16 protein-coding genes and 1 other annotated feature are annotated in these 16,955 nt (G+C 31.2%); of the genes, 13 read left to right on the top strand and 3 right to left on the bottom strand.

The features are described from left to right. Window positions 1-194 precede the first annotated feature (194 nt). Window positions 195-572 (bottom strand): desulfoferrodoxin, encoded by a 378-nt coding sequence (locus I6U48_RS11900; protein ID WP_218320685.1) that lies wholly within the window; start codon window positions 570-572, stop codon window positions 195-197. 218 nt (window positions 573-790) lie between these two features. Beyond that, window positions 791-1,300, bottom strand: a complete 510-nt coding sequence (locus I6U48_RS11895; protein WP_218320684.1) for a ferritin — start codon at window positions 1,298-1,300, stop codon at window positions 791-793. Between the two features lie 641 nt (window positions 1,301-1,941). On the opposite strand from I6U48_RS11895, the gene I6U48_RS11890 reads away from it, so the two are divergent. Beyond that, window positions 1,942-2,292 carry a hypothetical protein gene (locus tag I6U48_RS11890; protein WP_218320683.1) on the top strand — a complete coding sequence of 117 codons (351 nt, stop codon included), beginning with the start codon at window positions 1,942-1,944 and terminating at the stop codon, window positions 2,290-2,292. Window positions 2,293-2,497: 205 nt separating this feature from the next. On the opposite strand, the gene I6U48_RS30085 is transcribed toward I6U48_RS11890, so the two are convergent. Further along, the gene (locus I6U48_RS30085; protein ID WP_281421815.1) at window positions 2,498-3,325 is read right to left on the bottom strand and encodes a methyl-accepting chemotaxis protein; all 828 of its coding nucleotides are present in this window, start codon (window positions 3,323-3,325) and stop codon (window positions 2,498-2,500) included. Window positions 3,326-3,462: 137 nt separating this feature from the next. Next, window positions 3,463-3,779, top strand: a binding site (T-box leader). Between the two features lie 79 nt (window positions 3,780-3,858). On the opposite strand from I6U48_RS30085, the gene trpE reads away from it, so the two are divergent. The 12 genes from trpE (at window position 3,859) to malQ (ending at window position 16,950) form a co-directional block, all read left to right on the top strand. After that, window positions 3,859-5,289 carry an anthranilate synthase component I gene (trpE, locus tag I6U48_RS11880; protein ID WP_218320681.1) on the top strand — a complete coding sequence of 477 codons (1,431 nt, stop codon included), beginning with the start codon at window positions 3,859-3,861 and terminating at the stop codon, window positions 5,287-5,289. Further along, on the top strand, window positions 5,289-5,879 hold the full coding sequence (locus I6U48_RS11875) for an anthranilate synthase component II (protein WP_218320680.1): 591 nt from the start codon (window positions 5,289-5,291) through the stop codon (window positions 5,877-5,879). The genes trpE and I6U48_RS11875 overlap by 1 nt, the downstream gene beginning before the upstream one ends. After that, complete coding sequence (trpD, locus tag I6U48_RS11870) at window positions 5,860-6,879, top strand: anthranilate phosphoribosyltransferase (RefSeq protein WP_218320679.1); 1,020 nt, start codon at window positions 5,860-5,862, stop codon at window positions 6,877-6,879. The genes I6U48_RS11875 and trpD overlap by 20 nt, the downstream gene beginning before the upstream one ends. A 62-nt stretch (window positions 6,880-6,941) precedes the next feature. Beyond that, window positions 6,942-7,721: an indole-3-glycerol phosphate synthase TrpC gene (gene trpC / locus I6U48_RS11865; RefSeq protein WP_218320678.1), complete on the top strand. Its 780-nt coding sequence runs from the start codon at window positions 6,942-6,944 to the stop codon at window positions 7,719-7,721. A gap of 10 nt (window positions 7,722-7,731) precedes the next feature. Beyond that, entirely contained in the window at window positions 7,732-8,388 is a 657-nt protein-coding gene (locus I6U48_RS11860) for a phosphoribosylanthranilate isomerase (RefSeq protein ID WP_218320677.1), read from the top strand. Further along, entirely contained in the window at window positions 8,388-9,563 is a 1,176-nt protein-coding gene (gene trpB, locus I6U48_RS11855; RefSeq protein WP_218320676.1) for a tryptophan synthase subunit beta, read from the top strand. Before I6U48_RS11860 ends, trpB begins: the two co-directional genes overlap by 1 nt. Then, window positions 9,563-10,360, top strand: a complete 798-nt coding sequence (trpA, locus tag I6U48_RS11850; RefSeq protein ID WP_218320675.1) for a tryptophan synthase subunit alpha — start codon at window positions 9,563-9,565, stop codon at window positions 10,358-10,360. Before trpB ends, trpA begins: the two co-directional genes overlap by 1 nt. A 167-nt stretch (window positions 10,361-10,527) precedes the next feature. After that, the gene (locus tag I6U48_RS11845; protein WP_218320674.1) at window positions 10,528-11,454 is read left to right on the top strand and encodes a M15 family metallopeptidase; all 927 of its coding nucleotides are present in this window, start codon (window positions 10,528-10,530) and stop codon (window positions 11,452-11,454) included. 48 nt (window positions 11,455-11,502) lie between these two features. After that, on the top strand, window positions 11,503-12,618 hold the full coding sequence (locus I6U48_RS11840; RefSeq protein ID WP_218320673.1) for an amidase domain-containing protein: 1,116 nt from the start codon (window positions 11,503-11,505) through the stop codon (window positions 12,616-12,618). A 145-nt stretch (window positions 12,619-12,763) separates the two neighbouring features. Then, complete coding sequence (locus I6U48_RS11835; RefSeq protein ID WP_246615306.1) at window positions 12,764-13,582, top strand: glycoside hydrolase family 25 protein; 819 nt, start codon at window positions 12,764-12,766, stop codon at window positions 13,580-13,582. Between the two features lie 149 nt (window positions 13,583-13,731). After that, window positions 13,732-15,060: an FAD-dependent oxidoreductase gene (locus I6U48_RS11830; protein ID WP_218320672.1), complete on the top strand. Its 1,329-nt coding sequence runs from the start codon at window positions 13,732-13,734 to the stop codon at window positions 15,058-15,060. A 411-nt stretch (window positions 15,061-15,471) separates the two neighbouring features. Further along, window positions 15,472-16,950, top strand: coding sequence for a 4-alpha-glucanotransferase (gene malQ / locus I6U48_RS11825; protein WP_218320671.1), 1,479 nt, complete (start codon window positions 15,472-15,474; stop codon window positions 16,948-16,950). The last annotated feature ends 5 nt before the right edge of the window (window positions 16,951-16,955 follow it).

The raw sequence follows: 16,955 nt of genomic DNA, 5'->3' as shown, positions 1-16,955 counted from the left end.
TAGATAACCACACCAGACACTTAACTTATACTCAGGGATATATTTACATTCTGGAAGACACATTTAAATACTTTTGCTACAAGTCTTAGCTTTTTCAAAAATATGGGCTTTAGACTTGTCAAAAGTATTTATGGTGCCGGAAGAATGCCAATATATTCTGGAGCATAAGTTAAGTGTCGGCTGTGTTTCCTACACTATTCTTTTTTCCATAATCCGTGTAAATTGCAATATGCTCTAGCGCATACTATATCTTCATCTGTTTTAAAAACAGCTTCTGGTTTTTCACCTGGCTTCAAATATTTTTTATAGGTACATTTGTCTGTTTGTAATTCGATCCACTCTATATAATGTTTTTCTTCCATTGGATGATCTACACTTCCAACCTTAACCAATACATCGTTTCCTGTCTTTTCTATTACAGGAATATGTTTTTCTTGTGATGCATCAACAGTATTTTCTTCTTGTAAAGTCATAGGTTGTCCACAACAAACTAATTGTCCTCCACTTGCATGAGTTACCTCTACAATGTTTCCGCATAAAGCACATTTGTACACTTGATTTAATTTAGTCATTTATATTACCTCCAAAAATAAAGTATTTTTATAATATTATAGCATTAAATGTCAAATAAATATATAGAAAATTTAGAATATATTGTGAATTTAAGATAGAATATTATTTTTATAGATAACTACACCAGATATTTAACATATCCCTGCGTATAAGTTAAATATCGACCGTTTTTGCCTATAAAACTGTTAACAGCCTTCAATTTATGTAACTATGAAATTTACGCTGTAACTGGTGGCACAAATACTCTTGCAGCTAATTCAGTATCTAACATGTATAGAGCTGCCATATCATTTTCTATTCTCTTCAGCTTTTTAATAACTGTATTGAGATTTCTCTCTTCTTCAACTTGTTCATCTATAAACCATCTTAATAGACTTAAAGTAGCATGCTCTCTTTCTTCCATTGCAATATCGGAAAGATTGTAGATTCTTTTACTTACAATTTTCTCATGCTCTAGTGATTTTTCAAAGGCATCTAAAGGTGAATCAAAGTATACAGGAGGATTTTCAAAGCCTTTTAGCAATACTCTTCCTTCCATTTCATTTACATAATTATAAAACTTCATTGCATGGAATTTCTCTTCTTCAGCTTGAACTGTAAAAAAATTTGCAAAACCATCTAGATCAACAGATGAGAAATAAGCTGCAACTGATAGGTAAAGGTGTGCAGAGTAGAATTCAAAATTGATCTGATCATTTAAAGCTTGTGCTAAGTTTTCACTAAACATATAATTTTCCCCTTCTTTCATTTATAGTAAAAATTATTTGAAAAATTTTTAAAGATATTAAATATTTTCTATCATGTCTATTTTTTATAATAATATTACAACAAAACGGTTAAATAGTCAATATCAATTAATAATTTTTATTAATTAATTGCTTTATCTGAACATTAGCCATTAGGAGAAAAATAGGTATGTATGTTTTTAAATTTTATAAGATTTTGTCAACTTTTCTTTTCTAGAAAAGTAAGTTCTTAATCTATATTTGGCAGAATAACTAGAAATTTTTTAACATTGTAATAATACTGGGTATTTTGTAACAATGTGCGATAATTAGTAATTGAAAATATTAGTTGGTAATAATATAATTAATATCAATACATGTATTAAAATTCAAAAAACTTATCTAAATAAATCATCTCGCAATAATCAGAATGTTCTAATAATGACGGATCTCACTTTTTATTTATAGCTTAATAGTTCTAGATTATAAAAATTAATAGTATAAATACTATTAAAAATTCAGGTATTTTAGTATAGATTTTCACTATTAAGAAAACATAAGTGGACAAAATGTGTATTCGAATAATTGAATTAAGTCCGAGCTAGAGGGGAGTGTTTTAAATAAGGAGAGGGAGGTATATAAAATGTTTAGATTAAAAGCAGATATAATTTTAAGAGGAAGATATAGTAAGTTTATTAATAAAAAAGAAATTAGTAAGTATTTGGAACATGTTTTTATGAAATCTGTAGATGAATCTATAGATGATTATAACGCTGGAATAGATAATAAAATAGATTTTATTATCTGCAAGGATAAAATTAATTGTCACATAAGTTGCAGCTCTTATGAGAAAGTTTTACAAATAGCTCAAGTGGTATTGAAGCTAGACAACTTAAATTTTTTAGATTATGAATTTGAAGTTAAATCATTAGAACTTAAGGAACTAGAAGAAACTGATATAAGTAATAGTATTGTTAATTTTGGAACATATTAGAACACGAAAAGAATATTGAATAGATTATAACAGATCTTTACTTATTTTCTTTATAATTCTTTAACTAAGCACTGGCATCGCTACCAGTGCTTTGCATGAAAAGAGTTGTAATGTTGCTAGGTTTTATTTCATTAGTATATCTATTATTATAAATAGCCATTGTTATGTTTGTGTTGCATTATTGTTAAATAAAAATATAATTTATCTATACATTGTCTATTTTTGTGCTATGTACAAGAATTTCTGCTGCTGCGGATATTTCTTCTGCAGCTGTAGCAAGTTCCTTAAACTTTGTGTATTGATTATGAGATATTTCTAAAATATTGTCTATTTGCTCTTTGATAAATTCTATAGATTTTTTCATTTCGCTTAACTCTATATATACGCTTTCACTGGATTCTTTGCTTGTTTGAGAAAGCTTTCTCATTTCTGAAGCTACAATAGAAAATCCACGTCCATGTTCTCCAGCTCTTGCCGATTCAATTGCTGCATTCAAAGCTAGTAAATTACTTTGTTGTGCTACATTTTTAATCATATTTATTGTTTTATCTGAATCTGAAATTTTTGTTTCGGTATCTTTTGCTGACTCGTTTATGCTGTTAATCATATTGGTTAACTTCTGAATATCTTCAAGAGATTCTTGAATGCTTGCAGTGGTTTCTTCAATTGCGCTATACATATTTTCTGATGCTTCACTAATTTTGAGGTCATCTTCAATGTTCTTTGCATATCCAATTGCCCCGATAACGTTTCCTTCTGAATCTGTTAATGGATAAGTAACTGCTTTAAAAGAAAATCCATAAACCTCTTTAGGAATTATTGCAGATATTATTCTATTTTCTTCTATTGTTTTTTTTAAAGGATCATTATCTGGTATAGACGAACCAATTTTTAGATTCATATTCATTCTATCTCCCGGAAAATAACCTATAAATTTTTCAGTATCAGTTATTGAAGTCATAACATCTTCTTGCACTATGTTCTTTAGATGTGGTAATACCTCCATAAATGATTCTAATGTTTTTTGTGTCATGTCCATCCCCCATTTCAACTTTTATCTACATATTTCAGGGTATATAAACAATATTTGCATATACCTATACTTTATTATATTACATAATTTTATTGTTGACAAAGCATAAAAAAGTGTATACAATTAAGAGCAAGTAGTTAAAGCCTATGACAAGAAAGAGTAAATATGGGAATTTAGTTTAAGCGAGTTTGGAGTGGTGTGAGCCAAATACTGTAGCCTGTGTTGAATGGGTCTTGGAGGTGTGATGCGAAATGATAGTAGCAGTAACCGGTAGTCTACCGTTAAAAAGACAGGGTATCGAGTAAAATCTGTACCCGGAAGAGATAGTTTTGTACTTAGGTGGTATAACGAAATTTAGCATTTCGTCCTTTGTGGATGAGGTGTTTTTTATTTCTCAAAATACACCATAAGTGCGAACTAATTTGGGTGGCACCGCGGTCATTTCGTCCCATTTTGTGGATTGAATGGCTTTTTTTGCATTTAAATTTACTTTGCTAGCATTAATTTTACTTGAAAAGAAGGAGGATATATAGATGATTAATATATCAGAGAAAGAATTTTATTATTATAAAAGTTTAAAAAAAGCCTTCCCAGTATTTAAAAAGATTAGTGGAGATGAAGTTACACCTATAAACATTTACTATAATCTAGAGGGAAAATACAAGTTTTTACTCGAAAGTGTATATTCGGAAAAGGAAATGGGAAGGTATTCCTTTGCTGGAGTGAATCCTCATAGGAAAGTAAAAAGCTATAGAAATAATATAACTATAGAAGATGAGAAGGGAGTAACAAACATACAGGGAAGGGTATTAGATCATATAAAAAAATATTTAGATATTCCCTATGAACCCCTTGGACTTTCTGTACCATTTACAGGAGGAGCTGTAGGATATGCAAGTTATGATGTAATAAGGCAATATGAAAAATTACCAAACGAAAATGAAGACACTATAAAGACTCCAGAAGCTTATATTATGTTTTATAAAACTTTTATTTGTTATGACCACTTTAAGCATGAAATTTATTTAATCTATAATGTGTTAGAAGATGAGGATGAGGAATATGAAGCTATAGTTATGGAATTAGAAAACTTAAAAAATATGATAATTACAGGAAGTATAATTCATAAGCTTCCAGAAGCAAATAGAGAAAAAGCTTTTGCCTCTAACGTTACAAAGGAAGAATACTGCAATATGGTAGAAAATGCTAAGGAATATATAAAATCAGGAGATATCTTTCAGGTGGTCTTATCACAAAGACTGCAGTTTAAAAATACATCAAAGTCCTTTGATGTATATAGGAGATTAAGAGCGAAAAATCCTTCACCATATTTGTTTTATATGGATTTCGAAGAGTTTCAAATAGCAGGCTGCTCACCAGAAAGTTTGGTATCAGTGAAGAACGGTAAGGTTATGACTAACCCGATAGCAGGAGCAAGGGCTAGAGGGAAGAGCTTAGAAGAGGATTTAAAATTAAAAGAAGAATTGCTTAGTGATGAAAAAGAAAGAGCAGAACACTTGATGTTGGTAGACTTAGGAAGAAATGATATAGGAAAAATAAGTGAGTTTGGTTCTGTAAAAGTAGATGAATTTATGAAAGTAGATTTTTATTCCCATGTTATGCATATAGTTTCTAAAGTTTCAGGAGAACTAAGAAAAGATTTAGGCTACTTAGATGGTTTAATATCTTGCTTGCCTGTGGGTACTGTATCAGGGGCTCCTAAAATAAGAGCGATGGAAATAATTGATGAGCTAGAAAACACTAGAAGAGGAATCTACGCAGGTGCAGTTGGATATTTTTCACTTAACGGAAATATGGATACTTGTATTGCAATAAGAACCATATTATTTAAGGATGAATATGCATATGTTCAGGCTGGAGCAGGTATTGTATATGATTCAGTTCCAGAAAATGAATATCAGGAAACATTAAATAAGGCTATGGCTATGATAGAGGTGATATAATGATACTTTTAATAGATAATTATGATTCTTTTACTTACAATCTTTATCAATATATTGGTGAAATATATGAAGATATAAAAGTCATTAGAAATGATCAAATATCTATAGAAGATATAAAAAAACTAAATCTAGAAGGGATTATATTGTCACCAGGACCAGGAATACCAGAGGATGCGGGTATATGTATAGAAGTAATAAAAAATTTTGGAAGCAGTATTCCAATCCTGGGTATATGTCTTGGACATCAAGCTATTGGCTGTGCTTATGGAGGTAGGGTAATAAGAGCCAATAACATAATGCATGGTAAAACCTCCTACATAGAAATTAAAAAAAATAAATTATTTGAAGACTTAAAAGATTCTATACAAGTTATGAGATATCATTCATTAATAATACAAAAGGATACATTGCCTAAAGAGCTCATGATAACTGGAGAAAGCTTAGATGACAGAGAAATAATGGCAGTTAAACACAAAGAATACGAAGTTTATGGACTTCAATTTCATCCGGAATCAATACTTACAGAGCAGGGAAAAACCATGATTAAAAATTTTGTGGAGGGGATATGTCATGTTGAAGGAAGCAATTAAAAAAGTTGCAATTAAGGAAAGCTTAACAGAAAAAGAAGCTTACTCCGTTATGAATGAAATAATGGAAGGGAAGGGAACAAATTCTCAAATAGGAGCATTTCTTATGGGTCTCAGAATGAAAGGTGAGAAGGTAGAAGAAATAACAGGCTTTGCAAAAGCTATTAGGGATAATGCTGTTCCTTTAAAATTAAAAGCAGATTATGTTATTGATACCTGCGGTACCGGTGGTGATGGAGGAAAAACCTTTAATATATCCACAGTTGCCTCCATAATTGCTGCTGCTGCAGGAGTTAAAATAGCAAAGCATGGTAATAGAGCAGTTTCGAGCAAAAGCGGTAGTGCTGACGTGCTTGAAGAACTGGGGTTTAATATAAATTTACAGCCGGAAGAAGCAAAAAAATGTATTGATGAAAAAGGAATGGCTTTTCTATTTGCTCAAAAATACCATAGTGCCATGAAAAATGCAGCTATGCCAAGAAAGGAGCTTGGCATAAGAACAGTATTTAATGTGTTAGGTCCACTTACTAATCCATCCTTTGTAAAGGGTCAGATGCTAGGTGTATATGATAAAAAATTGACCAATCCAATAGCACAGGTGCTTTTAAATTTAGGTTGTGAAAGGGCTATGGTGGTTTCAGGAGGAGATGGATTAGATGAAATAACAACAACAACTATTACACATGTGAGTGAATTGAAGGAGGGAAAAATAATAGATTATACTATAAATCCAGAAGATTTTGAAATTAAACTTGCAAGTATTGAGGATATAAAAGGTGGGAGTGCAGAAGAAAATAGGAAAATAATACTTGAAGTACTTAAGGGTAGTAAAGGTCCTAAGAGAAATATTGTGGTGCTTAACAGTGCAGCTGCATTATATGTTGGTAAGGTAAGTGAAAGTATTAAAGCAGGTGTAAAGCTGGCAGGGGAACTTATTGATTCAGGTGCTGCTTATAATAAATTGAAGGAATTAGTAGAATATAGCAAGAGTCTTTCAAATTAAATAAAACAGTCCTCTGTCCTCTAAAAAATGCTAAAAGTTCAATGAAAGGGGTGGTGCGAATAATGATATTAGATGAAATAGTAGCGTACAAAATACAGCAGTTGAGATTAGAAAAAGAAGAGATTTCTTTGGATAAGCTGATGGAAGGGTGCAACAAAGAGATTAAAAGAGACTTTAAAAAATCACTTAGTAAAGAAAAAATATCAATCATTGCGGAAATAAAAAAGGCATCTCCTTCAAAAGGAGTTATCTTAGAAGATTTTAATCCAATTAAAATAGCCAAAATATATGAGGATATAGATATAGATGCAGTGTCTGTTCTTACTGAAAAAAATTTTTTTAAGGGAAATGATTTATATATAAGGGAAGTTAAAAAAGTTAATTCAAAACCTATTTTAAGAAAAGATTTTATAGTTGATCCTTACCAGATACATCAATCAAAGGCTATAGGTGCAGATGCAATTTTACTTATAGTGTCCATATTAAAAGATAAACTAAAAGAATACTATGATTTAGCCTGTAGCATTGGACTAGATTGTTTGGTAGAGATTCATGATGAAGAGGAATTAAAAATAGCATTAAATAGTGGTTGTTCTATTATAGGTATAAATAATAGAAATCTTAAGGATTTCACAGAGGATTTAACAAACACAGAAAGGCTTATAAAAAATATACCATCTGGAATTCTTGTAATATCCGAAAGTGCTATAAAAACTCCAGAAGATATCAATTACTTAAATGGTTTGGGGGTGAAGGCAGTACTTATAGGGGAAACTTTTATGAGGAATATAGATAATATTAAAAAGATTAGAAACTTCGCAGCAAAGGCAAAGGGGGTTTAAAAAAGAGCATATGACTTTAGTAAAAGTATGTGGTTTAACTAGAGAAGAAGATATAAAATACGCAAACGAACTTCTTCCAGATTATGTTGGTTTTGTATTTTGCAAAAGCAAGAGACAGGTGAGTTTGGAGCAGGGTAAAAAGCTCATAATAGATAAGTTAGATAAAAGAATAAAAACTGTAGGAGTTTTTCAAAATGATGATATAGAGAAAGTAAAATGTATAGCAGTTAATTTAAAGCTTAATGTAATTCAATTACATGGTATTGAAGATAAAAACTATATCCAGGCACTTCAGGAATTTAAATTGTGGAAGTGTATGAGTATAGATGTGGCCAGTTCTTCTCAAGAAGACTTGAAAGAGGCTATAAAAGGATATGAGGAAAAAATAAATGATATAAGTAAATACAATATAGAAGCTATGCTTGTAGATAGTAGTGCTAAGGGAAGTAGTGGAGGTTCTGGTATGAGTTTTAATTGGAACATATTAAATAACTTAAAAATAACAAAACCTTTAGTGATGGCAGGCGGGTTAAATCCTGGAAACATAGAGGAAGCCTTAAGGAAGGTTAAGCCTTATGCAGTAGATGTCTCTAGTGGTGTTGAAGAAAATGGAGTAAAAAATTTTGAAAAAATAAAAAGTTTTATAGAGAAAGTGAGGAATTTTTAATGAATGGAAGATTTGGAAAATTTGGAGGACAGTATGTACCAGAAACTATAATGAGTGCAGTAATTCAGCTGGAGAAAGAATATAATGAAGCAATAAATGACGAAAAATTTATGGAGGAGTACAGATACTATCTTAAGGAATATGTAGGAAGAGAAAACCCACTATATTTTGCCGAAAAGTTAACTGAAAAATTAGGTGGAGCTAAGATATACCTTAAGAGAGAAGATTTAAATCATACTGGAGCACATAAAATAAATAATGCATTAGGACAAATACTCTTAGCTAAAAGAATGGGAAAAAAGAGAATTATAGCTGAAACAGGGGCAGGACAACATGGAGTGGCAACGGCAACTATAGCAGCAATGTTTGGTATGGAATGTGAAATATATATGGGTGAGGAGGATGTAGAAAGACAAGCCCTTAATGTGTTTAAGATGAAAATAATGGGCTCAAAAGTCAACTCTGTAACTACAGGAAGCCGTACTCTTAAGGATGCAGTAAATGAGGCGATGAGAGATTGGGTTACAAATGTTGACACTACTTTTTATGTAATAGGCTCAGTAATGGGACCTCATCCTTATCCAAGCATAGTTAGAGATTTTCAAAGGGTAATTGGAGATGAAGCGAGAAAACAAATTTTGGAGAAAGAGAGAAGACTTCCAGACTATGTAGTAGCTTGTGTAGGTGGTGGAAGTAATTCCATGGGAATATTCTATCCATTTGCAAAAGATAAGGATGTAAAGTTAGTAGGAGTAGAAGCAGCAGGCTTGGGTGTTGACACAGATCAACATGCAGCTACTATAACTAAGGGTTCAGTAGGAGTAATTCATGGTATGATGACCTATGTACTTCAAGATGAAGATGGGCAAATACTTCCTGCTTACTCAGTCTCAGCGGGACTTGATTATCCAGGTGTTGGACCAGAGCATTCCTATTACAAGGAAATAGGACGGGCACAATATGAAGCGGTAACTGATAAAGAAGCACTAGATGCATTTACTTATCTTTCTTGTGCAGAAGGTATAATTCCGGCTCTAGAAAGTTCACATGCCGTTGCTCATGTCATGAAGCTCGCGCCAACTCTTCCTAAAGATAAGATTATAATTGTGTGCTTATCAGGAAGGGGAGATAAAGATATAAATACTGTAGCAAAAATAATGGGGGTAGAACTATAATGGAAAATAGAATAGGTTTAAAATTTAAAGAGTTAAAAGAAAAAGGAAAAAAAGCAGTAATACCATTTGTAACAGCAGGATATCCTAATTTAGATGCAACCTATGATTTAGTTCTTGCAATGGAAGAGGCAGGTGCTGATATAATTGAACTTGGGATACCTTACTCAGATCCTATTGCAGACGGTGTAGTTATACAGGAAGCATCCAATGTAGCACTGCAAAATGGAGCTAAAATAACTAAAATAATGGCCACGGTGAAAAAAGTCAGAAGAAAAACTGAAGTGCCTCTTGTATATATGTTGTATTATAATTCAATATTTAAATATGGAATGGAAAAGTTCATGAGTGAATGCAGTGAAGTGGGTATAGATGGAATAATAATACCAGATTTACCTTTAGAAGAAAGGAAAGATATTATAGCTATTGCAGATAAGTATAATGTATACTTGATACCATTAGTAGCGCCAACTTCTAAAGAACGTATAGAGGCTATAGTAGAAGGTGCTAAAGGTTTTATATATTGTGTATCAACTATGGGAGTTACAGGTGCTAGAAATGAAATAAGCACAAACATAGAGGAATATATGAAAGTAGTGGCAGAGTACACAGATGTGCCTAAGGCTTTAGGTTTTGGTATATCAAGTGCAAAAATGGCTGAAGAATTAAAAACTTATTGTGATGGTGTTATAGTTGGAAGCGCCGTTATAAAAAAGATAATGGAGGCAGAAAACAAAGAAGAAGTTATAGAAAATGTGAAAAAGTTTATAAATGAACTTAGTACAGCTTGCAAAAAGTAAGTTTAAAAAGAGGCTGTCGCACTATAGTGCGACAGTTTCTTTTATATGTAAATTTTTGCATATAAATACAATTAAAATAAAAAAATATGTAATTCGGATTACTGAGTGAATAATTATATTGAAAATCAGAGAAATTAAATTAATAAGTAAGAAAGGTGATCATATATATGAAAAAGAAATTTATTTATATAGTAACTTTTTTTCTATTGGTTAACTCAACAAATATAGTAAAAGCTTCTAATTCTAGAGACTTAAATGCCTATGAATATGATGTTAAAATGAAGCAGGACTTGTTATGTTTAATGATGGCTTATCCAGAATATATAAAAGACATTAATTGTGCTGACAACAATTATGTATATTTAATAATGAAATCTGGCAAAAAAATTTTATATGACGATAAAAAAGTAAAAACCTTCGAGGAAAAACTTGAAAATGCAGATTTGCAAGATACTATGGAGCAGCCTTATCCATTAACAGATATCTATAAATTAATGGATAAAAATCATGATCCTGGTAGATACAGATCTTATGACTTATTAAAAGAAGTTTATGGATCTTCTAGGCAACAGATAGAGAAAAATCTTAAAAGTGTAAATTTAAAATATACACGCGTTCTTTTTAATAATAATAACAGAGCTGCAGAAGCACTTGAAACCGCTATGGAAAATCTTGTACCTCTTTCAAAAGAAAATCAAGTTGTTAGGAAATGCTTGTTCCCTTGTAGTGGCACTTTTAACTATCGATTGGTTGCAGGGACCAATCGCTTAAGTCCTCATTCCTTTGGTATTGCTATAGATCTTGCAAGTGATAGAAGGGATTATTGGAAATGGTCTTCAGCTAAAGAAGGAGAAGAACGTTTAAATTCATACTCCAAAGAAATAGTTGAAACTTTTGAAAAAAATAACTTTGTATGGGGAGGAAAATGGGGACATTTTGACATTTTACATTTTGAATATAGACCGGAAATTATTCTGAAAGCTAAATATTTTACGAATATTAATGATGATAAATCATTATGGTACAAAGGAATTAACTTAGAAGAGGCTTCTACTAAAGCATATATTGAGAAAATTAATCAATTATTAAAGTAATATTAGAATAAATATATTTTGTATTAAAAAGTAGAGGAGAATTAGGATATGAAATTTTATATGATAAAAAAACATAGAAAAATAGCTATAAAAATTATATTATTAACTACTCTATCTTTACTAATACATATATGTCATACCAATCAAGTACTAAGTAAGAATCTTAATGCTAATGAAGAACTTACTAATTCAATACAAAAGATTTTCGAAAATAGAAATAAAGCTATATTAAATAAGGATTTAGAACTGATAGGATCTATTTTTGATAAAAGCACTAGATTTGGAATGTGGGCTTATGAACATGAAGAGAAAAAGGTAAAGTATATTCACAATTGGGAAGAAAAGCAAGGAGTTAGATTTACTGATATTTTACCTAAAATAGTAATCAGGAACGTTAAAGGCAGTGGAGATAAATATACAGTAAATTTGTTGTGTTCAACAGAGTATAAGTATATATATGAAAGTCAACCAGAATTAGTGAATACATGTAGAATAGGAACTCATCATATATTAGACATTGAAAATAAAAATGGAGTATGGATAATTAAAAAAGAATGGTATGAAGATCCTTTTGCAGATTCCCTGAATTTAGAAAACTTGAAATTTGATTCAATTAGACAATATATATTATCTAAGCAATCAAGAGATATTTCGAATATAAGTAAAAGAAGAGTTAAGGCTGTAGAATATGCCAATAAATATTGTGGAGCAGCTAGTGAGGAAGAATATGGATTTAAATATAATAAAAAATACAGAGACTACAATCCTCAAGGAGGAAATTGTGCGAATTTTGCCTCTCAAATACTATTTGAAGGAGGAGGATTTAGAAAAAACTACCTTTGGAACTATAATAGCAAGGATGCAACGCGTGCATGGTTAAATGCTGATGGATTTAAAGAGTATATGATCTATAGTGGTAGAGCATCGATTATTGCATATGGTAATTATGAAAAGGTATATAAGAATTCTTATCAACTACTTCCAGGAGATTTTGTTGCTTATGAAAATAAAGGAGATATTACACATATTTCAGTTGTAACAGGTGTTGATACAAAAGGATATTCTTTAGTTAGTTGTCATAATGTGGATAGAAATAGAGTGCCTTGGGATCTTGGATGGAGTGACAAAAATATAAAGTTCTGGTTGATTCGAGTGCATTATTAATATAAATTAAATGAAAGTGTATTTATGCTATCCATGAGTACACTTTTCTTATTTATGATAATAATTTTTATTTTATAACCAATAGTAAAAAATTGCACATATAAGGTTTGTCAACATAACATTTACTAGAGGGAGAGTGATATATTTGGAAGGAATAGATATAAGTAATTTGAATGGTAATGTTAATATGAGCCTAGTTAAAAAGGATGGAAAGAGTTTCATAGTTGCTAAAGCTACTGAAGGCACTACTTTTGTTGATTCGTATTATAAACAAAATATAACTAATGCAAAGGATGTAGGGCTAATTGCAGGAGCATACCATTTTGCTAGATTTACAGATGTATCAACAGCTATAAAAGAAGCTAATTTCTTTGTAAATAACTGCAGCAGCGTAAAACCAGATTTTGTTGCATTAGATTTTGAACAACAATGTAGTGGAGATATGACAGAAGCTTGTTTAGCTTTTTTAGACATTATATCTAATGTTGCAGTGGCTGTAATTTATTGCAATCCAAGCTATATAAATTCTTATTTGAATGCAGCTATAACTAAATATCCATTATGGATAGCAAATTATGGAGTTTCTAGTCCAAGCACGCCTCTATGGGGAAGTTATGTTATATGGCAGTATTCAGAAAGTGGTCAAGTATCAGGAATATCAGGTAACGTAGATTTAGATGTTATGACAGATGCCTTTTATAACAAGCTAATAGGAGGAAATATTGTGGAAAATATAGTATGTTTTAATAATGGAGTTGATGAAAGAGCAGCAGAGTACCTGGCAGATTATTTAAAGTGTTCTACCATAGATAACAATAGACCTTATGATTATTCAAACATTAAAAATGTTTATTGTGTAGGTGCTGGAAGCTTCACTTCTTATTGTACTAAATTGATAAAAGGCGCAGATAGATATGCGACATGTCAGGCTGTATTAGATTTTATTGCAAATGGAGGAAAATAACTTAAATTTGGGCTGTTGTAACAGCCCATTTTTTCTACATTCAAGAGTTCACAATATTACGTAAAAAGGTAGTCAAAGGATTTTGAGTAAGACATAGAAATCAAGGGTATCATATACAATATCAAAATTGTATTAAGGGGGCAGTGTAAATGAAAATAGTTGTTATAGGATGCACACATGCTGGAACTGCAGCTATAGTGAATTGTGCTAAATTATATCCTGATGCACAGATAACAGTATATGAGAGAAATGACACAATTTCATTTTTATCTTGTGGAATAGCATTATATGTTGGTGGTGTAGTCAAAGATCCTAAAGGGCTATTTTATAGTTCGCCAGAAAAACTAGCAGAATTAGGAGTAACTACGAAAATGTCTCATGATGTAATATCTGTTGACATAGACAAAAAGAAGCTTGAGGTTCATAACTTAAAAACCAGTGAAGATTTTGAAGATACTTTTGATAAATTAATAGTAACCACAGGTTCATGGCCAATATTACCTAAAATTGATGGAAGTAATTTAGAAAATATATTGATATCCAAGAACTACTATCACTCAAATGCTATAATTGAAAAATCACAAAAGGCCAATAATATAGTAGTTATAGGAGCAGGATATATAGGTGTAGAGCTAGTGGAAGCTTTTCAAATGAACGGTAAGAATGTAACATTAATCGATAGTCAAGATCGCATTTTAAGTAAATATTTAGATAAAGAATTTACAGATAAAGCAGAAAAAGCTTTAGCAGAGCACTCTATAAAGCTAGCCTTAGGTGAAACAGTTACGAGATTTGAAGGAGTAGATGAAAAAGTATCAAAAGTGGTTACGAATAAAGGCGAGTATGAGGCGGATTTAGTAATACTTTCTATTGGCTTCAAACCAAGTACAGAGCTTTTTAAAGGGCAGCTTGAAATGTTAGGTAATGGTGCTATTATAGTAGATGAATATATGCAAACAAGTAAAGAAGATGTATATGCAGCTGGAGATAGCTGTTCTGTTATGTACAATCCGATAGGAAAGCAAGAATATATTCCACTTGCTACAAATGCAGTTCGTATGGGAACATTAGTTGCTAGGAATTTAGTTAAACCAACTATTGAATATATGGGAACTCAAGGCACCTCTGGAATTAAAATCTACGATTATAACATAGCTTCTACAGGATTAACTGAAAGTTCTGCTAAAACATATAAAATAGATATTAAAACCGTAATGGTTGAAGACAACTACCGTCCAGAATTTATGCCTACTTATGATTTAGCGCAACTAAAAGTAGTTTATGAAAAAAAATCTAAAAGAATTTTAGGTGCTCAGATTATTTCAAAAGCAGATTTAACGCAGTCTATAAATACAATGTCAGTATGTATTCAAAGTAGAATGACTATAGATGAATTAGCTTTTGTTGATTTCTTTTTTCAACCACATTATAACAAACCTTGGAATTTATTGAACTTAGCAGGTTTAAGTGCAGAATAACATTAAAATTAATATAAGATATCTCGTTTGATTATGAGATATCTTTTTTTATGATATGATAAATTTTTTTATAAATGTAAAAGTATTTATTTTATACATATATTTGAAATTCTGAAAGCAATCCTGTCTTTAGAGTAAAGTTAAATAGCTAATCTATTCTCAAAAATGGTTGAGAAGAATAATAATGTTCTAAATTAAGTGCTCAAAATGCCAATTAGGTAATTTTATTTTGACTATAAAGAGGAGTATAATTGAAATTAAAGTTTGGAAGGCATTGCAAGAAAAGGGGAAAATACCTTTAGGAAAGATGCATTACAATTATTATTGTCGAAATCGAAGTTGTGAATATAACTGCGTGACTATAAGAAGAAAGTAATGTAAGAAGATAATTATGGATAAAGGAGAGTGGTCATGATTACAAGAAGTAGTGGTATTTTGATGCATATTATATCTTTGCCTAACCCATATGGAATTGGAACTTTTGGCAAAGAAGCTTACGAATTTGTAGATTTTTTAGTAAAAGCAAGACAAAGTTATTGGCAAATATTACCAATAGGGCCGACAGGAGCAGGAGATTCACCATATCAATCCTTTTCAACCTTTGCAGGGAATCCATATTTTATAGATTTAGATTTACTTAAAGAACAGGAACTTCTTAAAAAAGAAGACTATGAAAATGTAGATTTCGGTGATGATCTTGAAAAGGTAGATTATGAAAAGATGTTTAACAATAAGATGCCTATTTTAAGAATTGCTTTTGAAAATAGCAAGGGAAAGTATAAGAAGGAAATAGAAAATTTTAAAGTTCAAAATAAAGCCTGGCTTGAGGATTATGCTTTATATATGGCTATAAAATTAGAATTTCATTTAAAATCATGGCAGGAATGGGATGAAGATATTAAGTTAAGAAACAAAAAGGCATTAAATTATTATAAAAAAGAATTGAAAGAGGAAATAGAATACTGGGTGTTTTTACAATACGTGTTTTTTTATCAATGGAAAAAGTTAAAAAAATATGCAAATCATAATGGTATAAAGATTATTGGAGATATTCCGATCTATGTAGCGGAAGATAGTGCAGATACCTGGGCGAATAGCGAAGTATTTATGCTTGATGAAGAAAAGAAGCCTGCTATTGTTTCTGGGTGCCCTCCGGATGCTTTTTCGGATACAGGACAATTATGGGGAAACCCTGTATATAATTGGAGTTATTTAGAGAAAACAGGCTATAAGTGGTGGATTGAAAGAATCAAAGGAAATGCTACATTATATGATGTAACAAGAATAGATCATTTCAGGGGCTTTGAATCTTTCTGGCAAGTGCCTTATGGTGCACCAACGGCAGTAAATGGAAAGTGGGTAAAAGGTCCAGGAATAAAATTATTTAATGCAATAAAAGAAGCCTTGGGAGAAGTAGAAATAATTGCAGAGGATTTAGGTTATTTAACTCAGGAGGTTATAGACTTTAGGGATGCAACTGGATATCCTGGAATGAAGGTATTGGAGTTTGCTTTTGGTACGAGAGAAGAAAATGATTATTTACCTCATAATTATGAAAAAAATTGCATAGTTTACACAGGAACCCATGATAATGACACCGTTATGGGGTGGTTTGAAAATGCTGAAAAGGGCTCTATTGAATTTGCAAAGAGATATTTAAAATTGAATAAAAGAGAAGGTTATAATTGGGGATTTATAAGAGGGGCATTAAGTTCTGTATCAAAATTAGCCATAGCACAAATTCAGGATTACTTAGGGCTTGGAAGTGAAGCGAGAATGAACTTACCATCTACGGTAGGTGGAAATTGGATTTGGAGAGTAAAAAAGGAGTATTTAAATAATAGGTTAGCAAAAAAAATTAATAAGATTACGAGATTATATGGAAGGTAGAGGGA

The sequence above is a fragment of the Clostridium thailandense genome (assembly GCF_019207025.1).
GTDB classification, from domain to species: Bacteria; Bacillota; Clostridia; order Clostridiales; family Clostridiaceae; genus Clostridium_AM; species Clostridium_AM thailandense.
This window is presented reverse-complemented; position numbering and strand designations above follow the sequence as displayed.

Excerpts from the sequence above, each read along its gene's own strand:
- I6U48_RS11900 (WP_218320685.1), bottom strand. The coding sequence starts at position 572 with ATGACTAAATTAAATCAAGTGTACAAATGTGCTTTATGCGGAAACATT.
- I6U48_RS11895 (WP_218320684.1), bottom strand. The coding sequence starts at position 1,300 with ATGTTTAGTGAAAACTTAGCACAAGCTTTAAATGATCAGATCAATTTT.
- I6U48_RS11890 (WP_218320683.1), top strand. The coding sequence starts at position 1,942 with ATGTTTAGATTAAAAGCAGATATAATTTTAAGAGGAAGATATAGTAAG.
- I6U48_RS30085 (WP_281421815.1), bottom strand. The coding sequence starts at position 3,325 with ATGACACAAAAAACATTAGAATCATTTATGGAGGTATTACCACATCTA.
- trpE (WP_218320681.1), top strand. The coding sequence starts at position 3,859 with ATGATTAATATATCAGAGAAAGAATTTTATTATTATAAAAGTTTAAAA.
- I6U48_RS11875 (WP_218320680.1), top strand. The coding sequence starts at position 5,289 with ATGATACTTTTAATAGATAATTATGATTCTTTTACTTACAATCTTTAT.
- trpD (WP_218320679.1), top strand. The coding sequence starts at position 5,860 with ATGTTGAAGGAAGCAATTAAAAAAGTTGCAATTAAGGAAAGCTTAACA.
- trpC (WP_218320678.1), top strand. The coding sequence starts at position 6,942 with ATGATATTAGATGAAATAGTAGCGTACAAAATACAGCAGTTGAGATTA.
- I6U48_RS11860 (WP_218320677.1), top strand. The coding sequence starts at position 7,732 with ATGACTTTAGTAAAAGTATGTGGTTTAACTAGAGAAGAAGATATAAAA.
- trpB (WP_218320676.1), top strand. The coding sequence starts at position 8,388 with ATGAATGGAAGATTTGGAAAATTTGGAGGACAGTATGTACCAGAAACT.
- trpA (WP_218320675.1), top strand. The coding sequence starts at position 9,563 with ATGGAAAATAGAATAGGTTTAAAATTTAAAGAGTTAAAAGAAAAAGGA.
- I6U48_RS11845 (WP_218320674.1), top strand. The coding sequence starts at position 10,528 with ATGAAAAAGAAATTTATTTATATAGTAACTTTTTTTCTATTGGTTAAC.
- I6U48_RS11840 (WP_218320673.1), top strand. The coding sequence starts at position 11,503 with ATGAAATTTTATATGATAAAAAAACATAGAAAAATAGCTATAAAAATT.
- I6U48_RS11830 (WP_218320672.1), top strand. The coding sequence starts at position 13,732 with ATGAAAATAGTTGTTATAGGATGCACACATGCTGGAACTGCAGCTATA.
- malQ (WP_218320671.1), top strand. The coding sequence starts at position 15,472 with ATGATTACAAGAAGTAGTGGTATTTTGATGCATATTATATCTTTGCCT.